Annotated in this window: 15 protein-coding genes; 11 read left to right on the top strand and 4 right to left on the bottom strand. The window is 61.7% G+C overall.

Annotation, left to right across the window (positions count from 1 at the left end; genetic code table 11):
* Positions 1–30: 30 nt before the first annotated feature.
* A complete protein-coding gene (locus tag NZK81_RS12840) occupies positions 31–1,308 on the bottom strand; it encodes an MFS transporter (protein WP_260046487.1) in 1,278 nt (425 codons plus the stop codon).
* Positions 1,309–1,510: 202 nt separating this feature from the next.
* Complete coding sequence (locus tag NZK81_RS12835) at positions 1,511–3,889, bottom strand: TonB-dependent receptor (protein WP_260046486.1); 2,379 nt, start codon at positions 3,887–3,889, stop codon at positions 1,511–1,513.
* Positions 3,890–4,242: 353 nt separating this feature from the next.
* Between NZK81_RS12835 and NZK81_RS12830 the strand changes: the two genes are divergently transcribed.
* The 11 genes from NZK81_RS12830 to NZK81_RS12780 all read left to right on the top strand — a co-directional run bounded on the left by NZK81_RS12830 (position 4,243) and on the right by NZK81_RS12780 (position 16,562).
* Positions 4,243–5,265: an aldo/keto reductase gene (locus NZK81_RS12830; RefSeq protein ID WP_260046485.1), complete on the top strand. Its 1,023-nt coding sequence runs from the start codon at positions 4,243–4,245 to the stop codon at positions 5,263–5,265.
* A gap of 80 nt (positions 5,266–5,345) precedes the next feature.
* Positions 5,346–6,323 carry a bile acid:sodium symporter family protein gene (locus tag NZK81_RS12825; RefSeq protein WP_260046484.1) on the top strand — a complete coding sequence of 326 codons (978 nt, stop codon included), beginning with the start codon at positions 5,346–5,348 and terminating at the stop codon, positions 6,321–6,323.
* A 457-nt stretch (positions 6,324–6,780) separates the two neighbouring features.
* Positions 6,781–7,995 (top strand): helix-turn-helix domain-containing protein, encoded by a 1,215-nt coding sequence (locus NZK81_RS12820; protein WP_260046483.1) that lies wholly within the window; start codon positions 6,781–6,783, stop codon positions 7,993–7,995.
* 322 nt (positions 7,996–8,317) lie between these two features.
* Positions 8,318–9,094 carry a ribbon-helix-helix protein, CopG family gene (locus NZK81_RS12815; RefSeq protein WP_260046482.1) on the top strand — a complete coding sequence of 259 codons (777 nt, stop codon included), beginning with the start codon at positions 8,318–8,320 and terminating at the stop codon, positions 9,092–9,094.
* Positions 9,091–12,024, top strand: a complete 2,934-nt coding sequence (mobF, locus tag NZK81_RS12810; RefSeq protein WP_260046481.1) for a MobF family relaxase — start codon at positions 9,091–9,093, stop codon at positions 12,022–12,024. Before NZK81_RS12815 ends, mobF begins: the two co-directional genes overlap by 4 nt.
* A 62-nt stretch (positions 12,025–12,086) precedes the next feature.
* Positions 12,087–12,743 (top strand): ParA family partition ATPase, encoded by a 657-nt coding sequence (parA, locus tag NZK81_RS12805; RefSeq protein ID WP_260046480.1) that lies wholly within the window; start codon positions 12,087–12,089, stop codon positions 12,741–12,743.
* Positions 12,740–13,000 (top strand): ribbon-helix-helix domain-containing protein, encoded by a 261-nt coding sequence (locus NZK81_RS12800; protein ID WP_260046479.1) that lies wholly within the window; start codon positions 12,740–12,742, stop codon positions 12,998–13,000. The genes parA and NZK81_RS12800 overlap by 4 nt, the downstream gene beginning before the upstream one ends.
* A 38-nt stretch (positions 13,001–13,038) precedes the next feature.
* Positions 13,039–13,278 carry a hypothetical protein gene (locus NZK81_RS12795; RefSeq protein ID WP_260046478.1) on the top strand — a complete coding sequence of 80 codons (240 nt, stop codon included), beginning with the start codon at positions 13,039–13,041 and terminating at the stop codon, positions 13,276–13,278.
* Positions 13,271–13,540, top strand: coding sequence for a hypothetical protein (locus tag NZK81_RS12790; protein ID WP_260046477.1), 270 nt, complete (start codon positions 13,271–13,273; stop codon positions 13,538–13,540). The genes NZK81_RS12795 and NZK81_RS12790 overlap by 8 nt, the downstream gene beginning before the upstream one ends.
* Positions 13,541–13,613: 73 nt before the next feature.
* Positions 13,614–14,720 carry a Fic family protein gene (locus NZK81_RS12785; RefSeq protein WP_260046476.1) on the top strand — a complete coding sequence of 369 codons (1,107 nt, stop codon included), beginning with the start codon at positions 13,614–13,616 and terminating at the stop codon, positions 14,718–14,720.
* A gap of 228 nt (positions 14,721–14,948) precedes the next feature.
* Positions 14,949–16,562: an AAA family ATPase gene (locus NZK81_RS12780; protein WP_260046475.1), complete on the top strand. Its 1,614-nt coding sequence runs from the start codon at positions 14,949–14,951 to the stop codon at positions 16,560–16,562.
* A gap of 100 nt (positions 16,563–16,662) precedes the next feature.
* On the opposite strand, the gene NZK81_RS12775 is transcribed toward NZK81_RS12780, so the two are convergent.
* Positions 16,663–17,142: a hypothetical protein gene (locus tag NZK81_RS12775; protein ID WP_260046474.1), complete on the bottom strand. Its 480-nt coding sequence runs from the start codon at positions 17,140–17,142 to the stop codon at positions 16,663–16,665.
* A gap of 7 nt (positions 17,143–17,149) precedes the next feature.
* The gene (locus NZK81_RS12770) at positions 17,150–17,725 is read right to left on the bottom strand and encodes a recombinase family protein (RefSeq protein WP_260046618.1); all 576 of its coding nucleotides are present in this window, start codon (positions 17,723–17,725) and stop codon (positions 17,150–17,152) included.
* Positions 17,726–17,763 lie beyond the last annotated feature (38 nt).

The following is a 17,763-nucleotide window of genomic DNA, read 5'->3' as shown; positions in this document are numbered from 1 at the left end:
TTTCTTGGCACGGTGCCTCGGGGCTTCGGCTCACTCGGCCGGAACGAGTTCGCCAACCGCCTTGGTTTCGCCCGTCGCTTCGTTTTCGTCCTCGCCCGTCTCCTCGTCCGCGCTGCCGACAGGCGCGCGCAGGAACAGCACGGCAAAGGCAGCGCCTGCGGCAAGCAGGATCGAGAAGGCCAGCAGGGCCGGGGTGTAGGTGCCGGTGGCATCGGCGACGCTGCCCGCGCCGACCGGGCCGAGCACGGCCAGCGTGGTGGCGGTGGTGGCCATCGCGGTCATGTCGCCGGCCAGTGCCGCGCCGAAATAGCGCAGGATCAGGACATGCGCGGAAAGCCAGGCCATGCCCCAGCCGGTGCCGAACAGGACTGCCGCCGCGCAGGCGATCAGCACGACGGGGGTGGACCACAGCAGCAGCATTGCGGCTGCCTGCAGAACGAGACCGCCGATCAGGATCAGGCGCGGGTCGTAGCGTTCGCAGACCGCGCCGGTCACGCCTTTCGCGCCGGTGCCGGCAAAGGCCAGCAGGCTCATCGCGATCGCGCCGGGGGCGGCGCCTTCGCCGAGGCTGGCGATATGGGCGACCAGGATCGAATGGGTGCTGGTGACGACGAGCTGCACGATCGTCATGATCACCGCGAGGATGACAAAGCTGCGCGTCATGAGGGCCTTGCGAACCGTCCAGGTCGCGGCTGCCTTCGGCTTTTCGCCGTCGATGCCCTTGACCTGATCCACGCTCTCCACCTTCACCGCGTCGCGCACGCAGATCAGGCAGACGATCCCAACCAGCGTGGAGCAGATCGCCATGACCAGCCAGTGCAGGCGCCAGTCGCCGGTCAGGCCGACGATGGTGCCGACGATCAGCGGCCCGGCGATCCCGCCGGAGGAGCCGATCATGAAGTAGAAGCCGATCATCCGCGCCGAGGTGCGCGGGAACCACGTCGCCAGCAGGTAGACGGGCGGGGAAGGGGCGGCGAGCGTGAAGCCGATGCCCATCAGCGTGGTGGCAACGAAGAAGAAGTTCAGATCGCTGATCATCGAGGCGATCAGGAAGCCCGTGGCGAGCACGATGCAGCCGGTGAACATCGTCAGGCGCGTGCCGATGGTCTTCATCAGGATCGGCGGCAGCGGGCTGGCGATGCCGCAGGCGAGCCCCAGCAGCGAGAAACTGAGACCGGCGGCCGCTTTCGACCAGCCGAGCTCTGCGACCATGGTGTAGAGGACGTATCCCAGCGAGGTGAAGGTCGTTGCCGTAACGAAAAAGAATGCAAGTGATGCGGCAAGCATGACCTGGGCGTTGCGGGGCATTATCTCTCCTGCAGGCTTTGCTGCCCAGGGAAAGCTAGGGCGGCCACATCATGCAAGCTCTCATGATGCGCCTGCATACTCTTGATGATGCACGCCTTAAGAGTTGATCGCAGGAAAGCCAGTCCCGCAGATGCAACAAGGGCGCGGCAACCTTTCGGCCACCGCGCCCCGGGCGTTATTTGTGTGCGGGAAATCCGTCAGGTCAGAACTGGTAACCGACCGAGAGGATCACCTGCCGCGGCGGGATGTAGGTGTCCATCACCTGCGCGCTGCCGTAGGGATCGGAGAAGCGCGAGTTGATGCCGTTCTTGTCGAACAGGTTGATCACGCGAAGGGTGACGTTGGTGTTCGTCCCGTTCGGTTCGTACTTCGCCATCAGGTTTACCTGCGTGTAGGACGGCGTCATGTCGACCGCGCCATCGTTGAACAGGCGGTACTGGTACTTGCCGCGATAGATCAGCTGCGCGCGGGCTGTCAGCTCGCCCGGGCCGACCTGTCCGTTCCACGTTGCGGCGGCCGTGCCCTGCCAGCGCGGCAGCTTGGGCACGCGGTTGCCCTTGATGTCTGCGCGGGCAGCATCGCGTGCCATCACAGCCGGGAAGAAGTTGTCCGGAAGCCAGAACAGCCAGTCGGGATAGCCGGCCGCGTTCTGGGCAGCAGCCGCGGCCGCCGGATCAAGCGCCTCGTAGTGCGAGGTGAACTCGCCTTCGAGCCAGGAGACCGACGTGTCGAAGCGAAGATGGTTGGTCGGCGCCCAGGTCGTTTCCAGCTCGATGCCGTAGACGCGAGCCTTCGGCGCATTGCTGATGCCTTCGCCGTACAGGATGGGGTCTTCCTCAAGGAACTGCATGTTCTTGTAGTTGTAGAGGAAGCCCGAGGCGTTGATCTGCAGCGTATCGTCCAGGAAACGGTTCTTGGTGCCGATTTCGAAGGAGTCGACCGTTTCCTGCTTGTAGGCTGGAAGGATCGAGAAGCTGCTGCCCGAGGACGCGGCGCTGTTGATGCCGCCCGGCTTGAAGCCGCGCGTCCAGCTTGCATAGACCATGTTGTCCGGCGTGAACTGATAGTCGAGCGCGACCTTGCCGGTCCAGGCGTCGCCCTTGAGCGTGCCGGTCGACGACGGCTGCAGGTAGGAGCCCGAGGTCTGGCTCGATGCGCCGCCTGCGACGCTGTCGAACATGCCCGAGGACTTGTCGTGGTTGTAGCGCGCGCCGGCCGTCAGCTTGAGGTCGCTGGTCAGTTCATATGTCCCCTGCGCGTAGAAGGCATAAAGCTCGCGCTTGATCGAGGACAGCTCGGCATAGGTGATGACGCCGACTTCAGGATCGTTCCAGGCGGTGTCGAGCGGCAGCGGCGAACGCAGGATCTGGTCGTCCGAGCCCTTGTATTCGTTGATGTACTGGCTGTTCTTCGAATGCAGGTAGACGCCGCCGGCCACCCAGCTGAAGGGGCCGCCATGGTTGGAGGTCAGGTTGATTTCCTGGCTCCAGCTTTCCGTGTCCGACTGCCACAGCGGAACGTGGTCGTAGGTCGAGCCGCCCCAGGTGAGCGGGCTGTAGGTCAACGCGTAGAACAGATCGGTGTCGAGGCCGTCGGCATCCCAGGCCTGTTCGGAGTGCAGCTTCTGGTAGCCGGTGATCGACTTGATGACGGCAAACGGCGTCTCGTAGCGCATCGTGCCCGAGTAGAACTGGGTCTTGACCGCCGAGCGGCCCGGATAGTCCTGCGTCAGCAGGCGGGCGTCGGGTTCGGGGTCGAGGATGTTCTTCTGCGCCGGACCGTTGGTCTTGCTGTCGTACTGGATCGTGTTGAGCGTGATCGAGAAGTTCGACGTGGGCGACCACTTGGCGCCCAAGCGCCAGCCGGTCTCGTCCTGATCGTCGAGCTGGTACTTCTCGTAGCCGGGAACCTTGGTCGCGTGGGCATAGCCGTCGTGCTTGGTGTACTGGATGGCGCCGCGCACCGCGAGCGTGTCGGTGACGGGCACGTTCAGCGCGCCGCTGCCTTCCATGTACTTGTAGTTGCCGATGCCGACGTTGACGTTACCGGTCATGGCGTCGGTGGTCGGCTCGTTGGTGACGACGTTGATCGTGCCGCCGGTCGACCCCTGGCCGAACAGCGTGCCCTGCGGACCGCGCAGGACCTCGACCTGGGCGACGTCGATGAAGGCTGCGCTCGCGGCGATCGAGTTGAAGATGTAGACGCCGTCGATGTGATAGGAGACGCCCGGCTGCGTATTGGTGTTTTCGGGGGTTTCCGAACCGATGCCGCGGATCGAGATGATCCGCTCGCCGCCACCGCTGCGGGCAACCACGAGGCCGGGGACCGAACCGTTGAGGCCGGTGATGTCGGTGATGTTGGCGGCCTTGAGCGTCTCGGACGTCACGGCACTGACCGAAAGCGGTGCTTCCTGAAGGCTGATCTCGCGACGCTCGGCGGTCACGACGATGTCGGCGATGCCGCTGCTTCCGGCCGCTGCCGCGTCGGCATCCGCTTCGGCGGCGTGGGCCGTGCCGGATGCGAAGGCAAGCAGAGAGACCGTGCAGGCCAGGGCATGGGTGATGTGAAACTTGCTGATCATTTGAGCTCCCCGAAACGTGATGTCAGAACCATTCCCGGTCTGCGGCTCGTCGTTGCTTGGTGTGGCCGCGTGGCGGGAAATCTGGCGGCTGCGGGGGGCGTGGTCTTGTGCAATTGCGAATAAGTACTTGACTGGAGACCCTCGGCACCGGCCCGCGACTTTTCCGAAAGTCGTGGATTTCTGCGGTTTGAAGGGCGAAATCGGGCTTGGGAGCCCGGATCGCCTTTAGGTTGCGGTGCGAAAGGCGCGGCAAATGGCGCCTCGTGTCAAAGCGACGGGGTATTCTGGGACAAGACCATGCGCTTGCGGTCTGCCAGAGGCGGCAGGGCAAAGAGGCCCGGGGAGAAGCAGCCGTGACATCGACCAGCAGCACCACGCCGCTTGCGACCCGCAAGCTGGGCCGCACCGGCATGGAGATCACGCGCGTCGGCTTCGGGGCCTGGGCCATCGGCGGCCCGGACTGGGCCGTGGGCTGGGGTGCGCAGGACGATGCCGATTCGATTCGGGCCATCCGCCACGCGGTCGAACGCGGGGTGAACTGGATCGACACCGCGGCGATCTATGGGCTTGGCCACTCGGAGCGGGTCGTGGCCGCCGCGCTTGCGGAAATTCCCGCGTCAGGGCGGCCCTATGTCTTCACCAAGTGCGGACAGGTCTGGGACCCGGCGGATCGCAACAGCAAGTTCCGGGTCGGGCGCGCCGATTCGATCAGGCGCGAATGCGAGGATTCGCTGAAGCGGCTGGGGGTGGACGTGATCGACCTGCTGCAGATGCACTGGCCGGCCGAGGATGGCAGCGCAATCGACGAATACTGGCGCGCGCTGCTCGACCTGAAGGCCGAGGGCAAGGTGCGCGCGGTGGGGCTGTCCAACCACAATGCCGACCAGCTCGATGCCGCGGAGAAGCTGGGCCATGTCGATACGCTCCAGCCGCCGCTCTCGGCGATCAGGCGCGGGGCCATCGAACGCGAACTGCCCTGGTGCCTGACGCATGACACCGGCGTTATCGTCTACAGCCCCATGCAGTCGGGCCTGCTCTCGGGCGGCTTTTCAGCCGGGAGGGTGGCAGGCCTGCCGTCGGACGACTGGCGCGCGACTCATCCCGATTTCACCGGCGATGCCCTGACGCGCAACCTGCAGGTGGCAGAGGCGATGAAGCCCATCGCCGCGCGGCACGGCGTGTCGCAGGCCGCGGTCGCCGTCGCCTGGGCGCTGGCCGTGCCGGGGGTGACCGGAGCCATCGTCGGGGCGCGAAGCCCCGCGCAGGTCGATGGCTGGATTGCCGCTGCCGGGCTCGAACTGCTGGACGAGGACCTTGCCCTTGTTGCAGAGGCGATCCGTACCTCGGGCGCCGGCAGTGGCCCGGTCTCCGGCTGAGACCGCCATTTCCCGCCCAATTTTTCGAATCTGGCCCTGCGAAAGGCTTGTGCCCTTCGTTTCGGCGCATTGGACATCAGATGAACCGACTGCTCTCGCGCCTGAACATTGATCCCTACATCCTGCTGCTGATCTCCACCGTGGCGCTCGCTTCGGTGCTGCCGGCGCGCGGCGTCTTCGCGCAGATCGCCGGCGGGGTGGCCGATGCGGGGATCGCGTTGCTGTTCTTCCTGCACGGGGCGAAGCTTTCGCGCGAGGCGGTCATGGATGGCGCGCGTGCCTGGAAACTGCACCTTTCGGTCGCCTCGCTCACTTTCGTGCTGTTCCCGCTGATCGGTCTGGCCGTTTCGAGGATTCCAGGCCTCGATCCGGCGCTGGCGACGGGCGTACTGTTCCTGACCCTGCTGCCGTCCACGGTGCAGTCCTCGATCGCCTTCACGGCCATCGCTGGCGGCAATGTCGCGGCAGCGGTGTGCAGCGCCTCGTTTTCCAACCTTGCGGGCATCTTCCTGACGCCGCTGCTCACCGCCGTGCTGATCACCGGCAAGCAGGGCGGCTTCTCGACCGATCCGGTGGTGACGATCGCCGTGCAGCTGCTCTTGCCGTTCCTCGCCGGGCATTTCCTGCGCCCGTGGATCGGCGGCTTCGTGACGCGGAACAAGAAAGTGCTCGGTCTCGTCGACCGGGGATCGATCCTGCTGGTGGTCTACACGGCCTTCGGTGCGGCGGTGATCGAAGGGCTCTGGAGCCGTGTCACGATCGGCGAACTGGCGCTGATCGCCGGTCTTTCGCTGGGTGTCCTCGCGCTCGTGCTGCTGGCGGCGACCGCGCTGGGTCGCTGGCTCGGCTTCTCGCGCGAGGACCGAATCGTCCTGATCTTCTGCGGCTCGAAAAAGAGTCTGGCGACGGGCGTTCCGCTGGCCGGCGTGCTGTTCGCGCAGGCACAGGTGGGTGCGATCATCCTGCCGCTGATGTTCTTCCACCAGATCCAGCTCATGGTCTGCGCCGTCCTTGCCCGCCGCTTCGCCGCCGCGCAGGAGCGCGAGGCGGAGGCGTAACAGGAGGCGCCACGGCGCCTTTCCGCGCTGGTTCCCAGCTGTTTCGGAAGTTGGTCGGGGAGACAGGATTCGAACCTGCGACATCCTGCTCCCAAAGCGCAATTGAATCGTTCAAATTCAGTGGCTTGAGTGTAAACCTCACGGCAAAGGTCGCCAAAAGTTTCAATGCGTTAGCATGGGTGGGTAAACTTTCGTGCCCTTATTCTCTCACGGTCAGAGTGTGGCGTTTGGTCGGACACGCCCCGCTTTTTCGGAAGCTTGAAGGTCTCACTGCAGCCTCTTCAAAGAGCTTCGTCTGCACTCGATCGATGCTTGATCGAAAATCCGAAGGACAAACACAAAAAACCGCTGGGAGGACGGCCATCCTCACCAGCGGTCGATACGAAGCTGTCGCTACCCTTCTTCCCTACGCCATCGCCGAATCGCCTGCAAGGACGAACCTTGCGGGAGGTGCGGCATGACAGGTGTCACGGAAAGGCATGATGGCCTGCACGCGGCGATGAGCGGCAAGTGGGAGCTGATTGACCTTATCCGCGAGGTTGGCCGGGACGGCCTGAAGCTCAACGCGCGCCAGATCCGCTACCTAGAGCTCTGCATCAAGTGGTGCCGAGAAGGCGACTTTCGGTGCGGGGCGATCTGCGCACATTGGAATAGCGTTGATGCCATGGCGGGAGAACTTGGTTGTAGCCCCCGGCAGATCTGGAACATCGAGACATCGCTCGAGCGGGCCGGGCTGATCCAGCGCACGTTCGGAAAGAACGGCCGCCGCTTTGGCAAGCGGGACAGTGCGGACCAGATCGAATGGGCAGCCGGGATCAACCTGGCGCCGCTGCTCACGCAGGAAAAGCAAGCCCGTCTTCTCGACCTCCAGAAGGAGCTCAGCGAAGAGCGGGCCGCGTTGGAAGTCCTTCGTGCTGAGATCCAGCTCGTGCGACGTCGCATTCAGGCCTGCGGAGACACTGGCGCAATCCGGAAGATGGATGCGATCCTACCGGGCGGGCGCACGTCACGCTTGCAGGACAAGGCCCGCCTTGAGGAGCTTCTTACTGCCTTGCAGGCAGTTCGGACGGCTATTTCCGAAGCCTGTGGTGCAACCAAAATTTCCGATGGTGATGCAGAAACTGCCGACGCGTCGGAAATTTCAGGTGCACCATATACCCCTCTTAAACACTCTAAAAACCTTCGTACGGCTCCGGCCGCGAGCGAAGCGGCTTCTGTCACGCCGCGCCAAGCCATGCTTCTCGCGTCGACCTCCTATCGGATGCGGGTCGAAGCTCTGGGCGGCCCCAGTCCGGTAAACTTGATCGAAGCTTCCGCACAGGCCTGTGCCGAACTTGGCATAGGGCCTGCTGGATGGGGCTCAATTTGCGAGCGCTTGGGGCGGGAAGCGGCCGCCTTGGCCATTCTTGTCATCGACAGAAATGCCCGCCTTCCGAAGGATGATCCCTACCACGCACGGCACCCCGCCCGATGCGCCTTCGGTTTGGCCAAGCGTGCAAGGCTGGGCGGGGGGAACCTGCAGGGCATGCTGATGGCAGGCCTGCGTATGGATCTCGATCGCGAACTGCCGCGCCAATTCGCAAGGTCCGAGCCGACAGATGACCGCCGGTTCACCGCGCAGGATCTCACAGCGTCTTTCCTCGCAAACTTTCAATTGGAGGTGCTGCCATGAGCGCTTGTTTGCTCTACCGGCCGCAGGGCCGCCTTGGCTCCACAGGGGACCGCCCCCGTTCTTCAATAGTCGGCACGACCTCGAGGCCACCGCTCAATGACGGAAAGGGAATAGGGGATCACACTCCACGTTACGGCGTAACGGGCACTACGATGGCCAACACCCGCAGAATTGCGCGGTTCTACTGCGTAGGCCGTGTTCTAGGGCGATCGGCAAAGCTGGCTTTGTGGACTGTTCGACGTAGAGCATCCTTCTACATCCGTCGTAGAGGCGCAGGAATCTGCGGTTTGTGGCGTAGCCTTCCGATCGAAGGAGGCTCGGCATGGCCCAGGTGAACGTCTCCTATGACGATGGGCTTTTGCGCCGTCTCGATGCCCTTGCGGAGCGGCAGAACGTGTCGCGGCCGGACCTGTTTCGAGCCCTTGCCGAAGAAGCCATTCGCGCGGATGAACAGGGCCGCGCCATGTTCGATCCTCCTGAGCAACCGGTACGTCCCGATGACGCGGTGCGCCTGGTTCAGGAGCTCAGCGCCTTGCGTATCGATCTCGATCGCTTGCTGCGCTCGGCGGAGAAGCGCGAGCGCAATCTTCTTGTGGCGGCCCATGCGACCGAAGAGGCCAACCGCGACGCCAGGGAGATGCACGCCAAGGAACTCGCCGGACGTTTCAGGGAGGGAAGCTCACCGTTCTTCCAAGCGCTGCAGGAGCTGCAAGGGCAGATCACTAGCAAGCTGGACGAGGTCACCTTGGCTGTCGAGCGACCATCGGGACAAGCTGCAATTGAGGCGCATCTCGTATCGCTGCGAAAGGAGGTCATGGCCGGGCTCAAACAGAGGCGTCCTTCGCTTCATTGGCACTTCTTCGACCAGTTTAAACTGGCGAGCTGGGAAACCGCTTTCCTCCTCGTCGTGGGCCTAATTGCCCTTTCGATTGTAGAGGTGGGGGCCGCGAAAGTCCTGCCATACAGCTGGATCGCGACGCCTGTCTCCCGCGCCCTTTACGGCTCTGCCGACATTGGCATCTGCGAGCTCTATCGATCATCCCGCCGCCTGGACCAGTGCCCGGTCCTCGCCCCGGTGAAGACCGGAGGGCAGTCATGATTTCGATTGGAGCCGTGGCAGGCGATGGCGCCGCGTATTACGCATCCGACAACTACTACACAGCGGATGAGGCCGTCGAGCAAAGCGAGTGGGTCGGTCGGGGCGCCGATGCGCTGGGCCTATCCGGCAAGGTGGATCCCGAGGCGTTTGAGCGGCTGCTTCTGGGAAAACTGCCCGATGGGAGCCAGTTGGACGCCCGCCGGGGCGAGCACCGGCCCGGCCTCGATCTGACTCTATCCGTGTCCAAATCGGTGTCCCTACTGGCGATCATCGGCGGGGATAAGCGGATCGTTAGCGAACTGAAGCATGCAGTTGGCGCCACCCTGTGTTGGATCGAGAAGAACCTCATCGAAACCAAGGTCTGGGCTGGAGATCGCCAGCAGGCCGAGCGCAGTGGCAATCTCCTGGCCGCGACCTTCCTGCACGACGTGAACCGGAACGCAGAGCCGCAATTGCACATCCACGCCGTGCTGATGAATGCGACCAAGGCTTCTGATGGAAAATGGCACGCATTGCGAAATGATCAACTCTTCCGTCGGCAGCATGCGATCAGCGCGGTCTTCAATTCCGAACTGCGTAGCCGACTCGAGGGGCTCGGCTACGAGACAACTCCGGCGCGTAATCCCGTGGACGGGGCCTTCGAGCTCACTGGCATCAGCCGCGAGATCATCGAGGCCTTCTCGACCCGTTCGACCGAAATCCGGGAAGCGTTGGATGCGGAAGGGCGGGGCTCGCCTCGCGAACGGGAGATCGCAGCCCTGGCCACGCGGAAAGGGAAGGAGGCCGCGCCCGATCCGGCAAAGCGCGCGAAAGGATGGCGCGATCTGGCCGCAACGGTCGGGCTGGATGCGCAAGGTCTGGTGCGCGCGTCCGTGCAGCGGCTCGAACGTGGGCAGTCGATGTGGGGGCAGGTGATCGCGGGGATCAGGGGTATCGGCAATCGCGGCGCAGCTTTGGTGGCGGCCATGGGGCTTACACCGCGGGCAGACGATCCCCTCGTGCCGGAACGCATCGGCCGTCTTGAGCCCAGGGCCTATGCGGCGGCTGAAGCAGTAGCCTCGGCCTCGCGTGATCTGTCCGAGCGCGAAGCAGGCTTTGACCGGATCGACCTGCTCGGCCGGGCGCTGGACCGGATGGGGCCGATGTCCGTCGCCGAGGTTGAGCGGCGCATAGACCTTCTCGTTGCGAAGGGCCTGCTCGTTGGCGGTGATCGGCTTCTGACACCAGAAACCGCTGTACGCCTAGAGGGGCGCCTTCTCGGGCATCTGCAGGCCGCGCGGGGCGCTTGCGTTCCCATGATTGAGCGCCCCGAGGCGGCCGCTCGGGTTCAGGAGGCCGCCCAGGAGCTGGGACTGCGCCGCCTGAACCCGGGGCAGCAAAAAGCCGCCGTCGACATCCTCTCGAGTACGAACCGGGTCCATTATGTCCAAGGCGGAGCTGGCACGGGCAAATCAGCTTCTCTAAGTCCCGTCGCGCAGGTAGCGCGGGAGGAAGGGCGCGCCGTTCATGCCCTTGCCATCGCATCGGGCACCGCGCGGGATTTTGGCGAGAAGGTCGGAGTTCCCGGGCAGTCGATTGCCTCTTTCATAGCCCGCCACCGGGGCGTGCTCGATGGCAGTGCGAGTGCGGACAAAGTCGCCGAATTGCGCAGTACGCTCAGTGGATCGTTCGTGATGGTCGACGAGGCCTCAATGATCCCCAATCAACAGTTCGAGCAGCTGCTGCGCATTGCTTCCATGCTGGGCGTCGAGCGCCTGGTCATGGCGGGCGATGTTCGGCAGCTAACGCCGGTCGAAGCTGGCAAGCCTTTTGAAATGACGCAGGCAAAGGGCGCCCCCACGTCGCACATTCAGGAGAACCTGCGAGCGGCGTCACCCTTGATGAAAGAGGTGAACGCCGCCCTTGCGGAGAACGACGTTGGCAGTGCCTTCCGGCTACTTGAAGAAAGAACGACCGAGGTGGGAAGCCAGGAAGCGGCCGGCCTTGCCGCCCAACGATGGGCCTCCCTTGACGCCAAGAGCCGAGACCGCACGCTGCTCCTCGCCCCGAGCCGGGCGATGCGCAGCGCCATCAATGCCGCGGTCCAGCAGGAGCTGCGCAAGGCAGGGGAAATCGGAGCTGCAGCAAGTCCGCAGACCGTGCTGGAGAAAATCAACGTGACCCGGGAGGGCGCGCGGCAACTGCGCGCCTGGACCGAAGGCAACGTGGTCGAGTTCAGGACGAACTTGCCGTCCCAAAGCCTGTGGAGGGGAGAACGCGGTACGGTTATTGACCGCGAGGGAAGTCGCGTCACGCTACGCATGACCGATGGCAGCATCAGGGCTATTTCTCCTGAACGCCTGCCGCGAAATCTCAAGCACGATGCCGTGTCGCTCTATCGGGAAAAGCAGATCGATCTGCACGTCGGGGACCGCATCCGCTGGACCGACAACAACCAGAGCCGCGGGCTTCTCAACAACCAGCAATCGACAATCACCACGATCACCGCAGAAACGGTCACGGTGCGGCATGCCGATGGAATGCAGATCGAGCTCAGGCGCGACGATCCGGCACTGGAAAAGCTGGACCTTGCCTATGCGCTGACGGTCCATGCCAGCCAGGGGATGACAGCGCAGAGCGCCATTCTCGTCATGCGCGAGCAGGAGCGCCACCTGAACTCGACTCGCTCGTTCCTGGTGTCTGCGACGCGCGCGACCGACAACCTCTTCCTGATCGTCGACAACGTGCAAGGCGTGGAACGCGCGGTGATCCGCAACGCGGGCGACAAGACAAGCGCCCTCGAAATCGCGGACCAGGGGCGCCGCCACGGCGAATCCGAAACCGATTACCTGAAAAGAAAGCTCGGCTTCGACGAGCCACGTGCGGATCCCGCCAAAGCGCCTGAACCCAAAGTCGACCTGCCCGAACGCAATATCGAACGCAGCCGATGAGCACAGATGCTCACCTGTCCACACTCCCACACCTTCACATGTGAACACGAGGACGCCTGAACATGTCCACCATTGCCATCATTAGTCAGAAGGGCGGCGCCGGAAAGACGACGCTTGCCATCCACCTGGCCGCGGCCGCCGAGCGTGCGGGGCAGGTTTCGCTCATCATCGACACCGATCCGCAGGCGACGGCCAGCCAGTGGGCGGAATGGCGTAACGGCGCCGCGCCCGAAGTCATCGACAGCGCGCCGCCGCGCATCAGCGCCAAGGTCACGGCCGCCAAAGCGCAAGGCGCGCGTTTCGTGGTGATTGACACACCGCCCCACGCCGATAGCGCCGCAACCCGAGCCATCGAGATCGCCGATCTGGTCCTGGTGTCTTGCAGACCCAGCGCCTTCGACCTCGCTGCTATCAGGACCACCATCCAACTGGCAAAGCTCGTCGGCAAGGCGGCCCATGTCGTGTTCACCGCTGGTCCGCCTAACGCCCCGCGCATTTACGAGGATGCGCGCGACCTCGTCAGCGGGTACGGGGCGCAATACTGTCCTGTTCTGCTACCGGACCGGGCCGTCTACCGCCACGCCAGCGCCCAAGGCGCCACCGCCTTCGAACTCGAGCCCGAGGGCAAGGCGGCGCAGGAAATCGCAGCCTTGCACATGTGGGCCTGTGCGCAGTTGAACATGTCCACATGTTCACACGGACTGGAGGCCGCACGATGAGCCGGTTTGCCAACCTGGCCGACAAGGCCCCGTCCTCCACTCCCGCGAAAGAGGCCAGTCCCGGCTCGGCAACGGAAAGCCCGGTCACGCCGCCCAGTCGTGTTGGAAGGAAAGCCATCTCAGGGTACTTCTCACCGGAGATGTCTCTGGCCATGCACATGTGTGCCCGCAGGCAAGGCATGAGCCTTCAGGACCTCATGGCCGAGGCCTTCAACGACGTCCTGAGAAAGCATGGCGAGAGCCCGATCGGCAAATAGGCCCACGCGGAAATCTGTCTCGCAAGAAGGAACTGGCGATGGAAATGCAGCAGAGCGATACTGTCTGGTCGACGCTACCCGCCGATCTGCGTCAGCAGTTGGAGGGCTTGTCGAAGCGAACCGGGCGTTCGGTGGCTTCCTATCTAGAGGAATCCTTGCGGTTGTGTCTGCAGGATTTCGAGGACGAGTGCGCCGCTCGTGAAATCGTGGCACACATGGGCCTCCCCGACGATTCGCCGTCTTCGTCCCAGATTTTTGCAGGCTCGTCCGATGAGTGAAAGCACCCCCAATCTTGTCACCTCCGGTCTCTCGCGGACTGTGTCCCGCGATGGCGTGACCGTTGAAGTGAACATCTTCCGGCTCGAAAGCGAAACGGAGTGGACCCTGGAAGTCGTAAACCAGGCGCGGACTTCCATTGTCTGGGATGATCCGTTCGAAAACGACGATCTCGCGCTGGCAGCCTTCCAGGCCGCCGTTGATGAGGAAGGCATGACATCGTTTCTCGACAGCGCAACCGTGATCCCCTTCCCGTCGCGCTGAACGATGGATAGAGCCTGCTTCTATAGATCATTTATCATTGAATAATGATCTATAGAAGGCCATGCTAACAATCATGCGATGGAACTGGCAACAACCGGATTGGCCGGACTTCACCTATAAACCCTCGGATTTGCGGGGCCAGGAAGACCGTTTCCTCAAGGGTGCTGGTGTCGTCATCGGCACGATGGCACACCTCGAGCCGCAAGACCGCGAGCAGCTCACGATCACGATGATCGCCCAGGAGGCGGTCGATAGCTCGGCGATCGAAGGCGAGATCCTTGACAGGGCCAGTGTCCAATCCTCGATTGCCAGGCATCTTGGCATCAAGGCCGATGCGCGGCGCGCCAATGCGGCCGAAGCCGGCGCGGCCGAACTGATGGCCGACCTTTATCGGACCTACGCTGAACCTCTGAGCGACGCGATGCTGGGCCACTGGCATGCCATGTTGATGAACGGGCGGCGAGACTTGCGGAAAATCGGAAGCTACCGCACGCATGCCGATCCCATGCAGATCGTCTCGGGAGCAATCCATGCCCCGAAGGTCCATTTTGAAGCGCCGCCTTCCCAGCGCGTGCCGGATGAAATGGCAAGGCTCATCGTGTGGTTCAACGCGACCGGACCAGCGGGTTCAACGCCCGCTGGTGCCTTGCTGCGTGCCGGGCTGGTCCATCTCTGGTTCGAATCGATCCACCCGTTCGAAGATGGCAATGGGCGCCTCGGCCGTGCCTTGGCCGAGAAGGCTCTGGCGCAATCCCTCGATGCTCCCGCCATCACGGCTTTGGCCGAGACGATCCAGCGCCACCGCAAGGCCTATTACGAACAGCTGCAGCGCGCGAGCCGGTCCAATGAGGTCGACGCCTGGCTGGCCTGGTTCGCAGATATTGCCCTGGCGGCGCAGGAAAGGAGCCGTGAACACGTTACCTTCCTCATCGCCAAGACGCGCCTGCTCGATCGCGTGCGCGGCAAGATCAACGACCGGCAGGAAAAGGCCCTCCTGCGCATGTTCGCCGAAGGGCCCGACGGCTTCAAGGGCGGCTTGAGCGCCGCGAACTACCGAACCATCACGGATACTCTCTCGGCAACGGCAACCCGTGATTTGGCAGAGCTGGTCTCACTCGGCGTCCTGCGCAAGGAGGGCGAGCTGCGGTACACGCGTTATCATCTGCTGGTCGGTGGCTAACGCCCAGATACGTAGGCCAGGAGCGGTAAAGGGTTGTCCTCCCCTCGCGGCTTAGCCCACTTTTCAATGGCGTATTGGGGCCGGTAGGTGCCCGTCTGGTTTGGAGCGAAATTCTCAAACAGATGCCGCTTGCGCGACGTAACTCGCCTTTGACGCCCACTAGAAATAGTGATGCAATACAGTTAGCTACAAGGCGAGAGTGTTCCGGCTGTTGGGATCGGGTGTTCAATGCGCATTCAACGTTTGAGATTAAAAAATGGCTATAAGCGCTTTCATGATCTGACTATCGACCTTGGACCGACGCCCGCTCGGATTGTCGTGCTAGTCGGTCCTAACGGGTGCGGAAAGAGTAGTGTTCTCGACGGGATAATGTACCATCAACAGCTTTACCAAGCCGTCGGTTCCGTTCACGTAAATGATGCGTCATATCATAGTATGGACTCCGCGCGTAACATCGAACACAATGATATCGAGATAACGTTTGCTGGTGGCGGAAACTTCAGTGACGCGCGAAATTCTCGCCAGCAGTCAGGCAAACCAAATACGGTTTTCTCATTTCGGAGCCCTTACAGATATAATACCTATGTGAAAATTCACGAAGTTAGGGCTATGCCGCCCATCAAAGAGAACAGCTATGGCGCGGGCTATGCCGGTGCCCTCGACTCTAAGATGGAGGAAAATTACCGGCGGCTACAAGGCATGGTCAACCGCTACACCCAAGACAATGACGTCAAGCCAAGCGAGGCGAGGTCTAAGATTATTGGGGAATTGAATCAGTCCATTAAACGCTGCCTTGACCTAGAAATAGTAGACGTCGGTGATGTGGAGTCTGGAAGCGGAACGTTATATTTTTCTAAATATGATCAAAAAAATAAATTCGAATTTAATGTGCTTTCCGCCGGAGAAAAAGAAGTAATTGATATTTTGCTTGACCTATTTTTGCGAAAATCGGACTTTAACGATTCTGTGTTTCTCATAGATGAGCCGGAATTGCACATTAATACTTCTATACAAGGGAGATTATTGAATGAAATAGATGCGTTAGTAGGGGATGATTGTCAGATTTGGCTGACTACCCATAGCATCGGATTTCTCCGCAGGCTGCAATCTGAAATGCGAAATAAATGCCAGATCATTCAGTTCGACCCAGCGCTAAAACTTGCTTCCGAACCCCAGAACCTAAAGCCTATGAAAGGCTCGGCTGCCGCTTGGCGCGAACTTTTTAAGGTGGCTCTGGACGACTTGTCAGAGTTAGTTAGCCCCAAGACTATAATTTACTGTGAGGGCCGCGATGCACCTAGCAAGTCAGGGGAAGAACGGGGTATGGATGCTAAAGCATTCAATACCATCTTTGCAGACACTCACCCAGACGTTCTTTTCATATCGAGTGGCGGCAACACGGAACTGGATCAACGTAGCCAAATCGCAATTGCCATCTTAGGTAAAGTATTCCAAAATGTGGAAATATTGGTTTTCAAAGATCGCGATATGATTTCCGGCAGAATCGCTGACGAGTCTGATCGGCAGACATACCTCAAGCACAATGCTGCCAATCATCGCGTGATGAAACGCTTTGAGCTCGAAAATTACCTTTACGACAAAGACGTTTTGAAAGCATATTGCAATGCTCAAGACTTGATTTTTGATGAATCTCAGTACGACGCGTTCGTCGTCGATATCACAAATCAGAATCTGAAAGATGAAACGGGTAGAATTAAAAAGATATGCGGCATATCTACCAGCATCAATGGTGAGGTATTTAAGCTAAATTTGGCAAGTCATCTCACTGAAGGAATGAGTGCGTTTGCAGAGTTAGCCGATTGCGTGTTCTCGCGAAAATGAGGCGGTCGCCTGCTTAGGCGATAGGCGCCGCGAAGGTCGCCTCTTGGGAAGGAGGGCTTACGCAACCAGCGACTGAATTGGGCGCTTATCCTCAGCGACTTCAGTGCCGCTGTTCAACGCGCCATGACGGGCCAAGCTCAAATCCGGCATCTGGGCTGACAAGCGGGCCATCCGGCTTGGGAGCGACATAGGGCACGGGCTCGGTCACCAAGCGTATTCCATTCAAACCGCGATAATAGCCTGCCAGCAGACGGTTATCGAGCATTGCCTGAAGCCAGGCCAGATCATCGGCCATCTGCTTCGCCCCGCGCCCGGCGAGGCAGAAATAGAGGCATCGTTGGAAATCGTCGCATGTCGTCGAAAGGACAGTTGCCAGTCTCGGCTTGCCTCGCGGGTCTTCGGCAAGGACGAGATCCACGAGTTCGCGCAATTCCCTGGTCGCGTAGAAGGCGTCGAACATTTCCATGCCGAGGCACGCGTTTGCGATCATGCGCCGGGTTGGCGAATTGGCTTCGTCCAGCGCGGCATCGCGCAGCTCGATGTCGAGATCGAACGGATCGGTGAAGTCGGACTCGGGCATATCGCACTCACTCCTGGGTTGAAGGGCTCACCTTTTCTCCGCGCAAGGCATCGTAGAGCGTGCTCTTGCCAATCTTCAGTCGTCCGGCCGCCTCGCGAACCGTCAGTCCCTGGGCTATCATGGCCTTGGCCCGACCGAGCATGGACGGGGAGACCACCGGCTTGCGGCCGCCTTTGCGTCCTCGAGCCGCAGCTGCTGCCAAGCCAGCCCGGGTGCGTTCAAGGATCAGGTCCCGTTCGAACTGGCCAAGCGCACCAAACAGATGGAAGACGAGGCGGCCCCCGGCCGTTGTCGTGTCGATCGCCTCGGTGATCGAGCGAAAGCCGACCCCTCGGTTCTCAAGCTCGGTCACGCTGGCGATCAGGTGCGATAGCGAGCGCCCCAGACGATCCAGCTTCCAGACGACCAGCACGTCTCCATCCCGAACGAAGTCGAGAGCGGCCTGCAGGCCCGGCCGGTCATCCCTGGCGCCCGAGGCCACGTCTTCGAACACGCGATCACACCCAGCCTGGCGCAGCGCATCCACCTGCAGGACCGTCGACTGCTCGCTCGACGAAACCCGCGCATACCCGATCAGCGCCATGCCACCTTCACTTGTCCAGAAACTCGTCCACCAATCTA

Origin of the sequence: Novosphingobium mangrovisedimenti (assembly GCF_025153475.1) — a bacterium.
GTDB lineage: Bacteria > Pseudomonadota > Alphaproteobacteria > Sphingomonadales > Sphingomonadaceae > Novosphingobium > Novosphingobium mangrovi_A.
Note: the sequence above shows the minus strand (reverse complement) of the source record. Positions and strands in the feature narration are given on the sequence as shown.